The sequence below is a fragment of the Dysgonomonas sp. HGC4 genome, from assembly GCF_001261715.1.
Taxonomy (GTDB): Bacteria; Bacteroidota; Bacteroidia; order Bacteroidales; family Dysgonomonadaceae; genus Dysgonomonas_A.
The window spans coordinates 98,693-116,674 of sequence record NZ_CVRU01000148.1; the positions used below are offsets into that span (position 1 = coordinate 98,693).

The 17,982-nt window shown below is 38.2% G+C and carries 9 protein-coding genes; all 9 read right to left on the reverse strand.

The genetic code is table 11. The features are described 5' to 3' along the window. Window positions 1-8: 8 nt before the first annotated feature. Window positions 9-2,087, reverse strand: a complete 2,079-nt coding sequence (locus HGC4_RS14270) for a beta-galactosidase (RefSeq protein WP_050710810.1) — start codon at window positions 2,085-2,087, stop codon at window positions 9-11. A gap of 64 nt (window positions 2,088-2,151) precedes the next feature. Continuing rightward, the gene (locus tag HGC4_RS14275; protein ID WP_242047101.1) at window positions 2,152-4,983 is read right to left on the reverse strand and encodes an exo-beta-1,4-galactosidase; all 2,832 of its coding nucleotides are present in this window, start codon (window positions 4,981-4,983) and stop codon (window positions 2,152-2,154) included. Window positions 4,984-5,437: 454 nt separating this feature from the next. Continuing rightward, complete coding sequence (locus HGC4_RS14280; RefSeq protein WP_050710812.1) at window positions 5,438-7,375, reverse strand: MGH1-like glycoside hydrolase domain-containing protein; 1,938 nt, start codon at window positions 7,373-7,375, stop codon at window positions 5,438-5,440. A gap of 129 nt (window positions 7,376-7,504) precedes the next feature. Continuing rightward, window positions 7,505-10,630, reverse strand: coding sequence for a beta-galactosidase, LacZ type (locus HGC4_RS14285; RefSeq protein ID WP_050710813.1), 3,126 nt, complete (start codon window positions 10,628-10,630; stop codon window positions 7,505-7,507). Window positions 10,631-10,640: 10 nt separating this feature from the next. Further along, complete coding sequence (locus HGC4_RS14290; protein ID WP_050710814.1) at window positions 10,641-11,243, reverse strand: LysO family transporter; 603 nt, start codon at window positions 11,241-11,243, stop codon at window positions 10,641-10,643. Between the two features lie 64 nt (window positions 11,244-11,307). Then, window positions 11,308-11,583, reverse strand: a complete 276-nt coding sequence (locus HGC4_RS14295) for a LysO family transporter (protein ID WP_050710815.1) — start codon at window positions 11,581-11,583, stop codon at window positions 11,308-11,310. Between the two features lie 114 nt (window positions 11,584-11,697). After that, a complete protein-coding gene (locus tag HGC4_RS14300; protein WP_050710816.1) occupies window positions 11,698-13,212 on the reverse strand; it encodes a RagB/SusD family nutrient uptake outer membrane protein in 1,515 nt (504 codons plus the stop codon). A gap of 71 nt (window positions 13,213-13,283) precedes the next feature. Next, a complete protein-coding gene (locus tag HGC4_RS14305; RefSeq protein WP_050710817.1) occupies window positions 13,284-16,667 on the reverse strand; it encodes a SusC/RagA family TonB-linked outer membrane protein in 3,384 nt (1,127 codons plus the stop codon). An 86-nt stretch (window positions 16,668-16,753) separates the two neighbouring features. Then, window positions 16,754-17,758, reverse strand: coding sequence for a FecR family protein (locus tag HGC4_RS14310; RefSeq protein WP_050710818.1), 1,005 nt, complete (start codon window positions 17,756-17,758; stop codon window positions 16,754-16,756). Window positions 17,759-17,982: the final 224 nt, after the last annotated feature.

Consider the following 17,982-nt stretch of genomic DNA (forward strand, 5'->3'; position numbering starts at 1 on the left):
GTAGACGTTTATTCTATCCAAACAGATACGCCTGCTGTTGGTATTGCTTTACCTCCAATAATATATTGTACATTTCCTATAAAAGGTAAATCCAATGTTTTATCGGCATAATTGACAGCTATACCAAAACCATCGCGATATTCGATATGCAGCCCCGCAGGCAAATCAAGAATAGGAATGTTTAATTGCGAGTATAGTTTCTTCAATACATCTTTTTCTAATTGTCCTTTCTGAGAATCCACACCAACATACGTTACTGTTCCTTTTCCTAAACGATGGTGTATGACAGAAGGTTTTCCCTCATAAAAATCACCTTGATAAGTTGCCCATGTTTCAGTACCAGTGTCAAGTTTTAATATTTCGCCCCAACTAGTCCAGCTATAAGGTTTTCCTCCAAAAATTACATTATCGGGAGTAGTGGGCTGTAAAAGATCGTAAAATTCTATCTGACCACCAATCAACGGATAGATGAGTTCACCAAACTTGGCTTCAAACAACTGTCCGTTGCGAGTTTTATGTCCCGATCGGGAAGTTAAAACCAAATTTCCACCTTGCTCTGCATAGGTTTTCCATCGTTGTACCAGTTCGGGATCAATCATTTCGTAAGCAGGGGCAACAATTACATTGTACTTAGATAAGTCGGCTCTTTCATCAATAAAATCGACAGGTGCACCAAAGTTTTTCAAAGCATCGTAATACTTATCTATATGTTTTTCGGTATCCCATTCCGTTGTTTGCTTGTTGCGTTCCATTTCCCACGTATTCTCGTGATTGTAGAGAATGGCAGTTCTTCGTTTTTCGTAAGCATCGGGATTTTTAGTATCTGCCTTATATTCTTTACGAAGTGATGCTATTTCTTTGATAAACTCTGAATATTCTAATCCGCTTGGGGTTGGTGTTACCCCATCGGGTCCAACAATACCATAATGATACAATTCGGTTCCATAAATCGGTTGACGATACCGATAGGTGCAAGCAAATTTACTACCTCCTGCAAAAACATGCCATAGCCACAAACGAACAGCTCCCGGAAGTGGTTGAGAATTTATCTTACCCCAATTTACTTGCCCCGGTTGAAGTTCCATGATACCATAAACCCCATCAATCGGACGGAAAAAATCATTAGCTTTTGCAATACGTTCAACAGGTCCTAAGCGATACCCTTTACGACCAATTCCATAGTTTTCGCCAAATACTATATATCGGGTATATGAATGAAAATCCAGTTCATCGCTTTTTCTCAAGTGTCCGTCCTCATAAGCCGGAATGTAATTAGTAGTTACCCATTGAGAAGGAATACTATATTTTCGGATAGTTTTGGTTTGATCGTCCAAAAAACTAGCCATTTCATTCGTTGTGAATCTATTGTAATCGAGAATCTGATGCGTATTCATAAACATTTGAGAAGTCTGAGGAATATTTATCTCCGAGAAGTCAGAATATACCTGACTCCAGAAGTTAGTTCCCCAAGCCTTATTCAAAGCCGTAATAGTAGAATATTTATTTCTCAGCCATGTGCGAAATCTTTTATTAGCATCTTCTCCGTAGTCGGAAACGGGACGAGGTTCGTTATCTAACTGCCAACCCATAATACGTTTATCATTGCCATAATGTTGAGCCAGTTTATCAATCATTTTCAATGAATATTCTCTATAAAATGTATTCGATGGCGATGGGTGCTGGCGTGCTCCATGATCCATCTTTGTACCATCTTCACGTGTAATCAATACATCGGGATATTTCCTTACCAACCATACAGGAGGCGTAGCTGTTGAAGTGCACATAATTACTTTCAACCCATTCTTATCTGCCAGATCAACAGCTTTGTCTAACCATTCAAAATTATAAACTCCTTCTTGCGGTTCGAGTTGTGCCCATGCAAATTCGGCATAATGTACAAAATCGAATCCCAAGCTTTTTATCTGTTTTAAATCCCTTTCCCATTGGCTTTCGTCCCAATGTTCAGGGTAATAATATGTACCGACAATTGTCAAATCTTTTGGATTGAAAAATCGATCGACTTTCTGGGCATTCAGTCCTAAAGCAAAAGCTATCAATAGTAATCCTGTAAGAAGTTTCTTTCTCATGTTCTTTATTTTAAGGTCATGGTATATTGATATAGGGGCAAATAATTACTCGCCCCTACAATTTCTATTGTATTACATTTTTCAACTCATCAGGAGCATCTTGTGTATGTGTATTGATTCGTTCACCTTCCAACTTCGTTAAATCCTCTATTACTGACAATTTCAAATCAGATTCTGGATAGAAGAATCCCGAAGTCATATACTTGGTTATTGCATAATAGAGTTGGCGTGCAACAGGTCGTTTCTCCAAATCTGTTTGAATATCGGCACTGCAAACCATTATCTGGCCTTTACCTACATTAGCTTCGAACAGCATACCCAATTTACGGTTGATAAACCATGTATCAATAGGTTGTACGATAGGTTGAAACTCAGCAGGAAAACTATTCATCTCCATTGTCTGAGCTTTATTGATCAGTTCCCACCATTGTAAGCCCGTATAGAAGTCGGTAGGGAAGTTTTTAAATATCGGATGATTATCTCTAATCAGCGTACCAACAGTATGTGGCGGACGCATCTTAAACCACGATGTATTCCAGAAGGCAGCTGTCATATATTGTACAACATCTTTGCCTTGCTCAACTTTTGAAGCCAACAACAGCAATACTTTACCTCCGTTATTCAGTATCTCCTTTGTTTTAGTATCTATTGTCGAAGTCACATAGACATCCGATATATTTACTTGAGGCAAAGTGCTAGGATATACCCAGAAATCCCAATTATTAGTTATGTCTGAACACGGAATACTCACTTCAAGATTCAATTTTGTAGCCTTATCAATAGTAGTTAAAGGAAAAGAAACAGTGCCTAAAGTTTGACAATTTCCGACAGCTATATCTTTGGGTGATAACTGTCCTTTTTGAATAACTTTTCCGTAAGCGTCTTTGATAATCCAATCGATAGAAGTTTGTTTCAGTTCCTTTTCTCCGAAATGCGAAACTTCGATTCGAGCCTGCATCGTTTCGTTATTCTCGAATATAAACTTATCCATTCGGGAAAGTAAAACCGTAGGAGCACAAAACTCACGAAATTCTCGTCCATTTATGTATCCTTTATCTTCCCAGAAAGCATTAAGAACTCCAACCAGAGCTGTGCCTTGTCCCGAATAATCGTTCAGACTGAGCAATTGAAACCCTGCATAGTTAGGAGTACGCAGTGTTTTTTCTATTTCATATTTATATGCCAAAGCTTGTAGTTTGCCCGATGCTCTGAGAAATGCAGCCGACAAATCGCCCATATTTCGGTCTTTCAAATCTTGACGGAACAATTCGAAATTGCGTGCACGCATCACACCTGTATATCTATCAATCTCAGTAAAATCAGGGAATACACACCATTGACCTGTTTCGTGTGATACATAGGGCTGTTTAACCGTATCAATACGAGCCTGATAATCAGAATTAGATTCGGGGCGTTCGTCTGACCATGTTAAACCTCTTGCTCCTGCTTTTACATGAAACTGATTGCGAGGTTGCCATGCCCAGCCATTACCAACTGAAGCTCCTGTATAAACCCGTCGCGAATCGGTTTCTTTCCAATAGTCTACAAATTTGCTTACCCATGCCACCCAACGTCCACGAGGTTCGTTACCAATAGCAAACATCGCGAAAGATGGATAGTTACCATATTGTTTAACAATGCGTTTAGCTTCTTCCCACAGATAGTCATCTACGGGACGACCGTCTCCTAAAGACGACCCATGATTAGGCCATGTAGGTCCTTCTGGTTGCAGATAAAAGCCTACTAAATCGGCAGCTATCATAGCAGCTTCGGGAGGGCAGAACGAATGGAAGCGCATGTGATTTAACCCATATTGACGACAGATACGAAACACTCTTTCCCACGATGCTACATCCATAGGGGCATAGCCCGTCAATGGAAAAACACAGTTTTCGACCGTACCCCTCAGCATGGTTTTACGACCGTTGATATAGAAATATTTATCTTGAATAGTAAACTCACGCATTCCGAATTGTACTTCACGTACATCTTTACCTGCTTTAGTTTGTAGGGTAGCAGTCAGTTTATATAGATTTGGATGAAATTCATCCCACAATTGCATATCATTGCCCATCGGTAAATCAACAGATAAAGAAGTAGGTTTACCTTGTGCTTTAAAACCCTGTTTGACAGGTATTACAACGTGTCGTTTTTCACCGTTAAAGCTTTCGGCTTCGAGTAGAATTTCGCCCGAAGTATTTCCTGCAATGAAAATAGTTACAACTGCTTTCTTAGCTTTCAGATCGGGAAAAATCTGAATATCATCTATATACGTTCGAGGTGTGGTTTGTAATTCCATGCGACCCACTACCCCATTCCAATTACCTTGAGTTTGGTCGGTTATACTATGCGAGTCTTTGCCTACATTAATTTCTTTGGTTCGGTTATCAATCCTTAGGCTGATAGTATTCTTTCCTGTTTTCAGATAAGGTGTTACATCAAATACATGGGGAACTGATAACGAATTTTGCATGCCGACTTCCTTATCGTTAATCCAAAGCATGGTTTCGGTATGTGGACGTTCTAAGAATAATGTAATCCGTTCACCTTTCCATGAATTAGGAATAACTACATCACGTTGATACCACGCTGCACCTACATAATATTTGAGAGGAGTCAGCCAGAAAGGAAGTTTCAAGTTTTCCTGCTTTCTGAATTTTTCTAATCTTGGGTTGTAAAAGAATGAACTGTCATAGATACTCGCAGTCCAATCAGTATGAAGTGTAACTTCGTCTCCTTTTCGGTTTTCGGTCATAGAACCTGGCAAGACAATTTCATCTTTCAGCATTCGTGAATACCAACGTTCTTTGAGACCATTGTCATGGGCATCAATATTAAAACGCCATGTTCCTTGCAGATCGATTGTCTTCTCCTGAGAAAAGACAGACAAGCACATAAAAAGAAAAAGACCGGTTAAATAAATTCGAGAAAGGGTACTAGCCGAGTGCCTCATAATATTGTATCGTTTAATTTTACAGATTCAGGTAAAAACTACAATACAAATATATCACTCACACATTGAGCCTACTATGTAAATTCATTCAAAAGCCTATACATTTTGACATTTTAAATACAGCTTTAGACACATCACCTATTCATAAGACAGTATAAAAGACAATATTACATTCATTTGAATTATTTTATATACTCCAATACAAACCAACGCCTTATTTTTGTTTCATGCGTAGTATAAAACGAAAGACAAGTAAAACAAGCAAAATAGTTTCATTAAATACACAACATTTGATTTCAGATTTTCCTTAACATAGGGAAAGTATTTTTATCATGATAGCGAAACAGTCCGAAGTGATTTCGGACTGTTTTATTTTTTAGGATTTAAAAACGACAGATTATTTCAATGCCGTTCCATACTCTTTATACAATAACATCAAATGAGCAGCCGACCAACTAAAATGAGCAGCTTTTAATCGTTCACCCGAATGTACATCGTAGTTTTCGTGTATGGGTGCATCGTCTTCCAAACCTTGAAGGCGGTCAAAAACTTGTCGTGTATATTCATCCGCTTCTTTCGTATAACCATACTTGCGTATACCCGATATGGCAAAATATACCTGATCGAGCCAAATAGGACCTCTCCAATATCCTCGGGGAGTAAATTTAGGATTATCGGCAGCCGCAGTCGGGAACGGAATATAGGTAGAAAACTTATTCGTGTCAAACATTATTTTAGTAGCATTATCGGCTTGCTCCTTAGTTGCCAGACCTGTCCACAAGGGAGTCCAACCCTCAGGACCATATACTTCAATAAAAGAACCTTTCAACGATTTATCGAAAAAATATCCCAGTTTTGAATCATAGAAGTGATCCTGAATCAAAGCTTTTCTATCAGGTTCGTCAAATGCTATATTTAATATACCCGACATCTCTTTCAACAAAGTATATTCGTATTGAAGATAAGCATTCAGATCAATCGATTCCTGATCCATACTCCATGCATTCTCTTTGTTCTTTACCATTTTGGTGTCATCAAAACGGATAGCGTTATCCATACCACTCTCCCACTTGGCAGCTTCTAGGGTTCCATCTGTTGCTCCATATTCACATATTCCATTCTTATCGTGGTCTCTGTATATGTACCACCATTGATGGTATTTCAAAAGTTTAGGATATATCTCTGCCAGAAAAGCGGTATCCTTATCAGCTTTAAAAATAGCATCAACAGCCCACACAGCCAAAGGAGGCTTAGTATCGCGATAGTTATTTTCTTTCTCATCGGTATAGATGCAATCTGCTATCATACCTGCCTCATCCTGATAATCAAACATGGTTCGTATCTGATCTTTTGCCAGTTCGATATCCAAAGAAGCTAACGCAACGGCATGCTTCCACGAATCCCACGCCCAAAATCCCACAAAATAATCCATTGCATGAGAAGGTGCAACTCCAGCATGAAGCAAAGCCCCTTTAGGACTACGCCAATTGCTAATGAGTGTCATTATACTTTTCACCAATACCCGATTGTACTTTTCAGGCATATCTTCTCTTATGTTCGAGGCAATATAATTGTTCCAACGATCGGTATGCTCCTTTATCTTTTGATCGGAAGATGAGAGAATCTCAGGAATCTCGCCTTTCAATTTCAAATAATCATCTTTTGTATTGAAATAAGAAATTACAATATCTAATTGCTTTCCCATTTTTTTTGATGTTGCATTATACCCACCCCCATTTATTTCTAAAATTACATCTTGAGGAAAACTGATCCCCAGAACTTCTCCCGTCTTCAAACCGGCAATTAAGTTATGTGACTCTGCATCCCAAATAAGGCTATCGGATAGATTGCCCTCTATTTTGAAATAAATATCGGCTGTCGATTTACATCTCAACAAAGCATGATTGGCTGTTACAAAAATCAACTCCTGATCTAATTGCAGTTTTTCACCTACCGATTTGAGAACAGCCTTACCCGGATAATAGATAGCAGTATCTAATTTCAGAGGTATCTGTATTTCCTCAGGTGATAAAGCTGACACTTGACACAGCGAGCTACTTATCCAATTTCTATGATCGAGATCGTAAGGTCCACAGAAGCCATTTACTTCGGTATCTTTTGTTGGAACGGAAAAACCCATCCAAGAACCTTTATCGGTAAAGAATCCTTTTCCTTGTGTACGTTTTGCCGGATTATGTGTAAGATTCAACAGATTGGGGTAATCTGATGCTAAATCGTGCTGCATATCTTGTTGCTGAGTAGGCGTACATGAGTACAACCAACTCGCTAACAAGACTGATATAAAATAAAAGGTATATAATATTGCTCTGTTCATCTTAATTGTATTTAAGTAAAAGTTTGATTTTAATGGTCTTTTAAGTTTACGAGTGTACAAGCTTTCTCAACTTGTACACTTGTTAACTTGTTCATAATACTGACCAAAGGAATAAGGAGGTATCTAACCTTAGTATTGTTTAGTTACTTCTATCAGGTTATCTGTTTGTTTCACAGGAATTATAGTAAATCCATAAGACATACTTTGAGGGGTAATAGTATACTGAGGATGAGTTTGAGCTCCCCATGTATTATCGCCACCGACTCCCATTTGCAGATAATCAATATTTACCCACACCATATCTTGTTTCTTGACGCTTCCCCCATGTTTACGTTCAATATCAAACGGAACATACTCAATATCCGACATAGGGAAGTTCCATGCACTTACACTTAGAGGTTGTCTGCCTTTGATTAGAAGACCATCTCCATTGGTACTTTGAAGGCTGAACCAACGAACATCGGACTTGTTAGCCGTTTCCTGTGGACGTATGTAAGGATGGAATTGACTCCAAACATCACTCTTGTATAGATCTATGGTTGCAGACGTTTTTCTATCCCAATAGTTCTCATGAGGTCCTCTTCCTAACCAAGTCATCTGATCGTATTCGCCTTTCAGCACCATATGCAAGCCCACTTTGGGTATTTCTGGTAAAGGCATATCTCCCACTATTAAATTGTAGTTTACATCTATTACTCCATTTGGATAAATAATGTAGTTCATCTCTATTTTAGAACCTTGCTTTGCAAGATCGTAAATAGTATTTACTTTAACCAGATTACCATATTTACGACTTTCTATATTTGCTAAAGTCATATTCTGTGTAGCTTCTTTCCAAGTTACAGAACGGATTCCCAATTTATTGGCTACATCATTATCGGTAAGAGGTCGCCAGAAGTTTGGCATTATACCCGATTTTAATAATTCGTTGTTGCTTTTCTTTAAAGAATATAATTGTCCGTTTTCTTTTGAAAATGAAATCTCAAAATCAGTACCCGATATAATTATTTTACTCGCCTCATCCTTGAGGTTTATATCTCCTTGTGCATCTTTTCTAACAATGGCTTTAAATTCTATCGGTAGTTGAAATTGCTCATATGCTTGTAAATGTCCGGCAGGTATCATCGGGTGCTTCCCTCTATAATAAGCATTCAGGTCTAAGAAATACTCAGTTCCTGCAATTGCATTAATCTTTGGAATATTCAGAATTATATCTCTTGAGCCATGAGGCTCTAATCCCGAAACATCAAACTTCTCACTGAATATGGTTTTTCCATCTGCTTTTACCTGCCATTCGAATTCATAATCATCCAGATTCGCAAAATCCTGACGATTGGTTATCCTAATCTTATTATCAGAGAAAGATACAGGCTCGAATCGAAGAGGTTGATACACCTTTTTCACTTCCCAAATATGTGGACGCAAAGATCTGTCGGCAAGTATCAATCCATTGGCACAGAAGTTAGAATCATTAGGGACACCTACATACCCCATATCGCCACCATATGCCCAAATATCGTTTCCAGCAGCATCTTTTATCGGGAAAGTTTGATCTACCCAATCCCAAATAAAACCACCCTGCAACTGATCGTGTTTATCTATCAGATCCCAATAATCTTGCAAGTTGCCTACACTATTACCCATAGCATGAGCGTATTCACATAGAATAAGCGGACGTATCTGACGTTGATTTACATGTTCCTGCAATTGATAAATACGTGCATACATCGGACAAAAGATATCAGATAATCCCGTTTTTCGTGCACCTTCGTATTGAACGGGTCGTGAAGGATCGTACTTCTTCAACCAATGGTACATAGTTGCAAAATGTTCGCCATATCCCGATTCGTTACCAAGCGACCAGATAATAATAGAAGTGAAGTTTCGGTCACGAAGCGCCATTCTTTCAACTCGTTCATGGAAAGGTACACTCCAATCAGGGAGATTAGCCAAAGTGCCCAATTCATGCGCTTCCATACCGTGAGATTCAATATTAGCCTCATCTACCAAATACAAGCCATATTCGTCACACAATTCGTACCACCTCTCATTATTCGGATAATGGCTGCATCGTACTGCATTGATATTAAATAGTTTCATCAACTCAATATCTTTAAGCATGCTTTCTTCAAAAATAGTACGTCCTGTTTTAGCTTCAAACTCGTGTCTGTTTACCCCTTTTATAGTAATGGGTACACCATTTACCATGAGCATACCGTTTTTGATCTGCACATTGCGGAAGCCAAAGCGATGCGAAAAAGCTTCTGTTACTTTTCCGTTTTCATCAAGCATACTCACAGTTAAAGTGTACAGGTTGGGCGTTTCAGCAGTCCATGGTCTGACGTTGGTAAACGTCTTGTCGATATTGATTATAGAATCTTGTTTGCTTTTCAGCTTTTGAGTTGTAGTATAAATGATATTGCCATTATCAGAAACATCGATGAGAACAGATGAGTTTACAAAAGAAGCATCTCTATTCATTTTCACTTCAAGCTCAAATAATCCGTCTTTGAAATTATTAGTAAGATCAGCCTTTAGTCCAAAATCTTGAACTCTGACTTTTGGACGGGCAATCAGCGATACATTACGCTCTATACCGCTATATCTCCAATAGTCTTGTCCCTCAACATACGAACCATCACTGTAACGATATACTTCTACCGAAATATCATTTACTCCCGGTTGTAAATAGTCGTTTATCTTAAATTCGGATGGTAAGCGACTGTCTTCAGCATAGCCTACAAACTGACCATTTATCCAACAATAGTATGCAGATTCAACACCTGCAAAATGTAAGATAATGTCCATATCTTTCCAATCTGCGGGTACTGTAAATGTCCTTTTATAGGATCCCACAGGATTATAATCGTGAGGGACATAGGGCGGATTAGCAGAGAATGGATATGCCACATCGGTATAAATAGGTGCATCAAATCCTTGTAGTTCCCAACTTCCGGGAACTGTGATTTTACTCCATCCTGCAATCGAAAAATCTTTCTTGTAAAAATCTTTGGGACGCGAATCGGGATTTTTCGCATAATGAAAATCCCAAGTACCATTCAACGATTGTTCGCGCTGGTTATCAGCATCTCTTTTTATACTTGCTTCTTTGGTTGCATAGGGCTTGAAATGGGCATGCATAGGCAAGCGGTTGATCTGATTTACAAGTGGATTTTCCCATTCTTTGGGCAATTGTTGGGCTTGGCTAAACTGTATGATACAGAATAACCACAAGAGGATATTTATTTTTTTCATTTGTATTTTTTTATAGATAACAGAAAAACGTTACTAAAAACGGGACGGTAAGGTCTAAAGTTATGCCATGAAAGATGGCGACTATAACCCACTCCTGCCCCGAATATTTAGTGATGATAGGCAAAGTTGTGTCCATCGTTGTAGCTCCTCCGGCTGATATGGGAGCCAGTTTTCCGAAATAGGTTACTAAAAGCGGAGCTGCCAGCAGGGTAAACAATTCGCGAATGATATTAGATACCAAAGCAATTGTACCCAGCTCGGCCCCTTTGTATTGAGTAATAAAAATGCTCGAAAGCGAGTAGTATCCAAAGCCTGAACCTACTGCCATACATTCGAACGGACTCCATTGAGGAAGGAAGATGCTAACTATTGCACAGCCGCCCAATGTTCCGACTAATGTTGCCAGTGGTACAAGTACTATTTTAAATTTATTGTTTTTGAGGGTTGATAATGTCTTTTTATCATAACCGATATTGATACCGACCAGAAACATCAAACCATATAGTATGTAGATGCTAAAGTCGTTCTCTAATACTATATCGGGTAATACTCCGAAATAGGCTGCTACGGCTCCGACAACAAAAAACGATAATATTATAAGACTTCCTTTCATATCTTTCTAAGTAAGGTTTCAGACCTGTTTATTGCTTTGACTACTATAAATACGACTAATGAGATTATTCACGTCCTTTTTCGAAAAACTTTTTATAAACAAACCATGCCAGACCTACGCTGCCCGCTATGGCTCCCATTGTTATAATGAGAGCCTGCAAGCCAATAGTCGTTAAGTTATTTACTATTTTCTCATTATGACCAACTGCTATTCCTAAGAAAAACAGAAGCAGAAAAATAAAGCCTGTAATAAGCTTGCCGATTATCTTAATATCGGGTATCCTGCGAAGAAAATATCCGGCTATAATTCCTATAACCATAATGGTGAAAACAGTAAACATAGTTCAAAAAATTAATGTCATTTATATTTATCGTCTAATCAAAATCGGATACAAAACCCTTACTTAAAGTCTCAAACCTTTTATTCGTTTGCTCGTAAACAACTACAATTAGTATCACTTAACCTTATCGTTCGATTTTATTTCAAGCAAAGGTATCGGATAAAAGTTATTTTTTGAAGGATCGAAGCCTTTTCTGTTTACAGCCGCTAAAGCTTCCTGAGCCTTACCCCAACGTCTTAAGTCATAGAAACGGGTATTTTCTAAAGCAAATTCGAGAATCCGCTCGTGTTCTATCTGAGCTTTTACAAAATCTTTGTTAGAACCCGATGGTATGCCCGACATTTTTGCTCTCTCGCGTACCTGATTAATAAGCGGAATAGCTTCTGCTGTTTTACCTTCTTCATTTAAGGTTTCAGCCAATAGTAACAATACATCCGAATATCGCATCAATGGAAGATTTACGGCTGTTTGCCCTTTCTGCATATCTGACCACTTTGCAGGTAAATATTTTCTGAAACAAGCTTTCTCCGAATCTGCACCAAAAAGCTCTTTATATGTGCGTCCATACACACGCTTTTCTACCGGATCATTAAAATAATCATCGTTGAAAAACATCGTTTGGTAGATACGTGCATCATACATTCCTATGGACGACGTTTGTCCTTCTTTCTTAAATTCATCTATCAGCCTTTTGCTTGGTAATATTTCATCCCATCCACCAATTTCGCCCGTGGCTACCCATTTGTGTATTGCAGTTCTATAAGAAGCACCATTGGCAGTATTGTCAGTAAACTGTAATTCGAAAATAGATTCTTTTGAGTTTTTGTTCGTTCCGTCAAACATCGATAAGAAGTTAGATTCTAAAGAATAACCTTTCACTTCTTTAAAAGCGGCTTCGGCTTTGCTTAAATACTCGGCCTTTTTATCGCTTTCTTCATATGCACGGGTAAGGTTGCAATAGCCTAAGTATGCATATGCTGCTCCTTTGGTTGCACGTCCTAAATGTTCGTTCGATTGCTTTACCGGTAAATTGGCAGTTGCTTCTGCAAAATCGCTCACGATGAAATCCCAAGTTTCGGCTCTTTCTGATAGAGCTTTGCTTATTTGCTTTTCGTCTTTGATGTACTCATCTCTCAACACAATTTTCTCCCAATTGAGAAGTAATTTCATGTGATAATAAGCTCTCAAGAAATGTGCTTCGGCTACAATCTGATCTCTGTAAGTTTCATCCATTACAATAGTAGGTACTTTTTCCAATACCTGATTAGCATACGAAATTCCTTGATAATGAATTGTCCAATACTCAGTAAACTGGCTATTACCATTAGTGTAGCTAAAGTTATAAAGGTCTACCCATGTAGGGTAATTAAGAGCATCGCTGCCTATGGTTGAAAGATCGTCTCGATAGGTTTCTACGGGAAATTTCACTTCGGCAAAGCCCCAAATATCCGTAGCACATTCCAATTTCGAATATACGGCTGCAAGCCCTGCTTCGGCATCTGTTTGCGAACGCCAGAAATTATCGGAAGTCAGTTGGTCGGGCGATTCCACATTCAGTTGATCGGCACATCCTGAAAATAGAAATATAGCCAATACTAAAGACTGTATTATATATATATTATTTTTCATACTGATAATATTAAATAAATGAACAAGTTAAGGTCTCAGACCTTTTTTATAACATGAAGTGATTTGTATCCTTAAAATGTAAATTGGAGACCTAACACATATGAACGTGTGAATGGAAATATGAGTCTGTCTACCCCCGTATTCAATACACTTGGCGTACTGCTTGTTCCGGCAGCTGCAAATTCAGGATCAATTCCATCGTATTTTGTCCATGTAAATAAATTTTCTCCACTTACATATACCCTTAGATTTTCGGATCTTATTTGAGTTAGCAATCTTTTTGGCAAAGTGTATCCGATTTGTATCTGACGAAGACGGATAAAATCGCCCGATTCAAGAAATCTGTCCGACTCTCTTGTATTTCCATTAGGGTCTTGCAATACGGCACGAGGGATACTTGTATTTCGGTTTTCGGGAGTCCATGCATCCAAAGTCGATTTCAAGAAATTAGATCCTGAGTTCATTCCCTCATAATAATATTTATTACCATTATACAATTTATGTCCCCATCCGCTACCAATAAGTGCAGATGCATCGAAACCTTTATATGAGGCTCTTAAATTAAAGTTGACCTCTACTTTTGGTATTCCCGTTCCACAATATTGTTTATCATCATCGTCAATAACGCCATCACCATTTACATCAACAAAGCGTATATCACCGGGTTTGGCATCTTCCTGAATCAGTTTTCCGTTATGACTGTACGCATTTACTTCTTCTTGACTTTGGAAAATTCCATCTGTTTTATAGAGGAAGAATGCTCCAATTGGATGACCTACTCTAGTTTGATTGGGAAAATGCTCCGTATCGAATTTCAACCCTGTACCCAAAAGTATCTGATTTTGATCGGCTAAAGAAACCACCTCGTTCTTTAAGGTAGATACATTAAAGCCTAGACTGTATTGAAAATCTCCTGAGGTTTTATTGTAGGTAAATTCAAATTCTAAACCACTGTTACGTATTTTTCCAACATTCAGGATAGGGTCGTCCAGACCTGCCGAGGGAGCCATTTTCTTTATAATCAAAAGGTCTTCTGTTGTATTATTAAAGTAGTTTATAGATCCTGTTATGGCATTATTAAGGAAACCATAATCGAATCCAAGATTCTTTGACACTGTAGTTTCCCACTGTAACGATCTGTTTTCGAGTCCCGTTGCAATACTTCCCGGCCAAGGGTTGTTTCCATCGCCTTGAACGTATCCCAAGAACAAGTTATTATAGGTTCTGATGAGAGCTTGATGATCGTAATACCCTAAAGCAACTTCGTTACCCAGTTTACCCCAACTGGCTCTTAGCTTAAGATTAGAAACAGCACTGTTTTTAGGAAAGAATGCTTCTTCGTTTATTCTCCATCCCAATGCTAAAGAGGGAAAATTTCCGTAGCGGCTTTCGCTTCCAAATTTAGAGGAACCGTCTCGACGGAATGTAAACTGCAATAGATAACGACTATCATACGAATAATTTAACCTTCCGAAATAAGACATTCTATTGTATTTGAATTTAGAACCATCGGCAGAAAAAGTTCCTCCTTTACCAGCATCAATAGTCATAAAGTAAGGATCGGGGAAACCGGCAGGTAATTCGCTTGTTACAATAGAACCGTTGTTTACCGAATAGACCGTCTTCTTACCTTCTACCCCTACCGTATTCCATGTAGATGCATTCAAGATCAACGATGTTCCTACCATAGCATTAATAGAGTGCTTACCTATTTGTTGAGTATAATTCAGCAAGTTATCAAATACTTGCTCTTCCCAATACGATCGGTATTCTTCGTAAGCAGGATATTCGTATGGGTTTTTCACATCGGCAACATAAGCCGGATTGTGTCTGTAATATTGCTCATTGTTACCACTATATGAATAACTCGTTTTGAAAGAAAGAGCTTTAGTAATATCTACACCAACGGCTATATTAGCAGCTATATTTTGTTTTTTTCTCCAACTGCTTACATAATGATCCTGAGCTATAACATTTACGTTATTAGGAAGATCGCCCCAATTTGTAAGTCCAAAACCTCCTTCTTGAGTTTCGTCATGTACGGGTACAAGTGGCGAAATCATATATACTTCCTTCAAACTGAAATTGGGTCTTCTGCTCTTTATAGCAGTAACTGCCATGTTTCCGTCAATAGTGAAGATGTTTTTCTTGGTTTTGATTTTCATACGTGCATTCTGTTTGGTGAATGTGTTGGAAATCACAACACCTTTTTCATCTGTAAGGTTGGCTGATAACGAATATTGAGTATCGTTTTGACCACCTCGCACCGCAGCACTTTGAGTAGTAGCAAATCCCGTTCTGAATACCTCATCCTGCCAATTGGTATTATGCACACCGGGAGCAGACAGATAGCCGGGAAGATCAACCGGAGAAGATGCATATTTATTATACTCATCATACATACGTTGATGTACCGCAACATATCCATCGGCATCTAGCATCTCCAACCGTTTTGCAGTTTGTGTTACACTTGCAAAACTATTGATATCGATTTGAGTTTTACCCGATTGTCCGTTTTTAGTGGTTATAATTACCACCCCATTGGCTGCAATAGAACCATAAATAGCGGCTGCGGCAGCATCTTTCAGAATTTCCATAGATGCTATATCATTGGGGTTCACACTATTTACCTGACCGGGAAAACCGTCGATAATATAGAGAGGATCGTTGCTTCCGAATGTGTTTACACCTCGTATTTTTACTGCAACATCGTCTCCCGCTATACCACTGTTTCGTTGCACATTCACACCTGCAACTATACCCTGCAAGGCTTCGGCAACGTTGGCGGTTGCTCTGGTATCAAGGTCTTTTGTATCTACGGAACTCAAAGCACCTGTAAGGTCACTTTTACGAAGAGTTCCGTAACCAATAACTACTACTTCATCCAGTAGTTTATTATCTTTTTCTAACTTAATATCGAATGTATTCTTTTCGTTTACTTTGAGTTCTTGTTTTAGAAATCCAACATACGAAACCAATAGAGTTTCGCCTCGGGCAGCTTCTATATCAAAATTACCGTCAATATCGGTAATTGTGCCTCTGGGACTGCCTTTTACAATTACACTTACTCCGATGGCAGGCTCTCCGTACTCATCGAGAATAGTTCCTTTTACTTTTTTTAGGTTTGCAACTTGCTGATTAGTTGATCGCTCAGTTTTTTTGAGGATAATCTTATTGGATGTTATTTCATAGCTTATCGGCTGATTTTTAAAAGCCTTGTCCAAAAGAGTATTGATGTTTCCACCCTTTTCTTCAACCGAAATTAAGTGGCTGTCGTCAATATCTACATTGCTGTACATGAACGAATAGCCCAGTTTTTTTTCAACTGTTGAAAAGAATTCTTTTAGCGTCACATTATTTAATGACAGGTCTATTTTCTCTTTATTCTGGGAAAAAACAGATAATGTAGAACATACAAAAAATAGACAGCTAATTATTAGTGCTTTTCTTCGCATAACAAAATTATTTATTATTAATATTGGATTAGATTTTTTGAGGAGCAGAAAGGTTACCACATTCTATATGTGTTTTTTCACGAGAACTATCGGTGAGTAATAGTAACCTCCTTTCCTTTTATTGAATACTCTATGGGTGTTATTTTATTAAATAGTTCAAGTAATTCGCGTAATGATTCGGTTTTTACAGAGAATGTATATTTTTGTTTTTCATCGGGATTAATAAGTGTTATGTTTATACCATACCATCGTTCGAGCTTTTTAGCAACTTGATGAATATCCGAATTGTAGAATATCAGTTCGTTTTCTATCCATGCCCTATGCGTTTCGGCATCGCTCTTATACAAACTGTATTGTAAATCTTTTTTAGAGACTACTACCATTTCGTTCGATTCGAGATCGGTTAAGTGTTTTCCATCTTTACTAACTATACCAACCTTTCCACGTAGTAGCGAAACAATAATATTTTCATCGGCTGAGTAAGCCGATACATCAAATGCTGTACCTTTTACTTCTACATTGATATTGGATGCTTTTACTATAAATTTCTTTTTCTCGTTCTTCTTCACATCAAAAAAAGCTTCTCCTTCGAGGTTAACTTCTCTGCTCGATTTATTGAAGGCTGCCGAATAGGTTAGTTTCGACTCTGAGTTTAACCAGACCTGTGTACCATCGGGCAATGTCATTTGCATCTTCTGTCCTTGCATAGTTTCTATTGTTGTAATAGATTCGGCTAAGAAGGAAGAGTCTGCTGCTGATTTTATAATCAGAGTTGTTGCAGCTCCTATAATTAGGGCAATCATGGCAGCCACACTGCAAACTTTGATGAGAAGCTTCTTCGAGTACGATGCTTCGGCTACAGATGCAAAAAGTTGGGTTTGAATATTGTCCCAGATATTATTTCTATCAGGATATACAATTTTCTCGGGGCTATCATAAATATATTCCCATTCATGCAACAATTGCTCGAATAGCTTTTTATTGTCGTCCGAAGAACTGATCCAATTTTCGATATAGCGTTGTTCATCATCCGTACATTCCTGACGAATATGCCTCGCTAAAATATCATATGGTATCTGCTTATTATTCATATTTTCTGCTCCCTTTTATTATTAGACACATAAGAGATATAAATACCCCTAAACGAGTAGAGATCTTTTTTTTATAAAATGATAATTATTGAATGGTATACTTTCAAATCGCAACAAACTATTGCCGTTGTACTCACTAAAGTAATTGATAAGTCTGAGACCTTATTTACTTAAAAACATGTATCCATGATGAAGAATAAGTGTGGTTACTAAAGGCAGTGCAC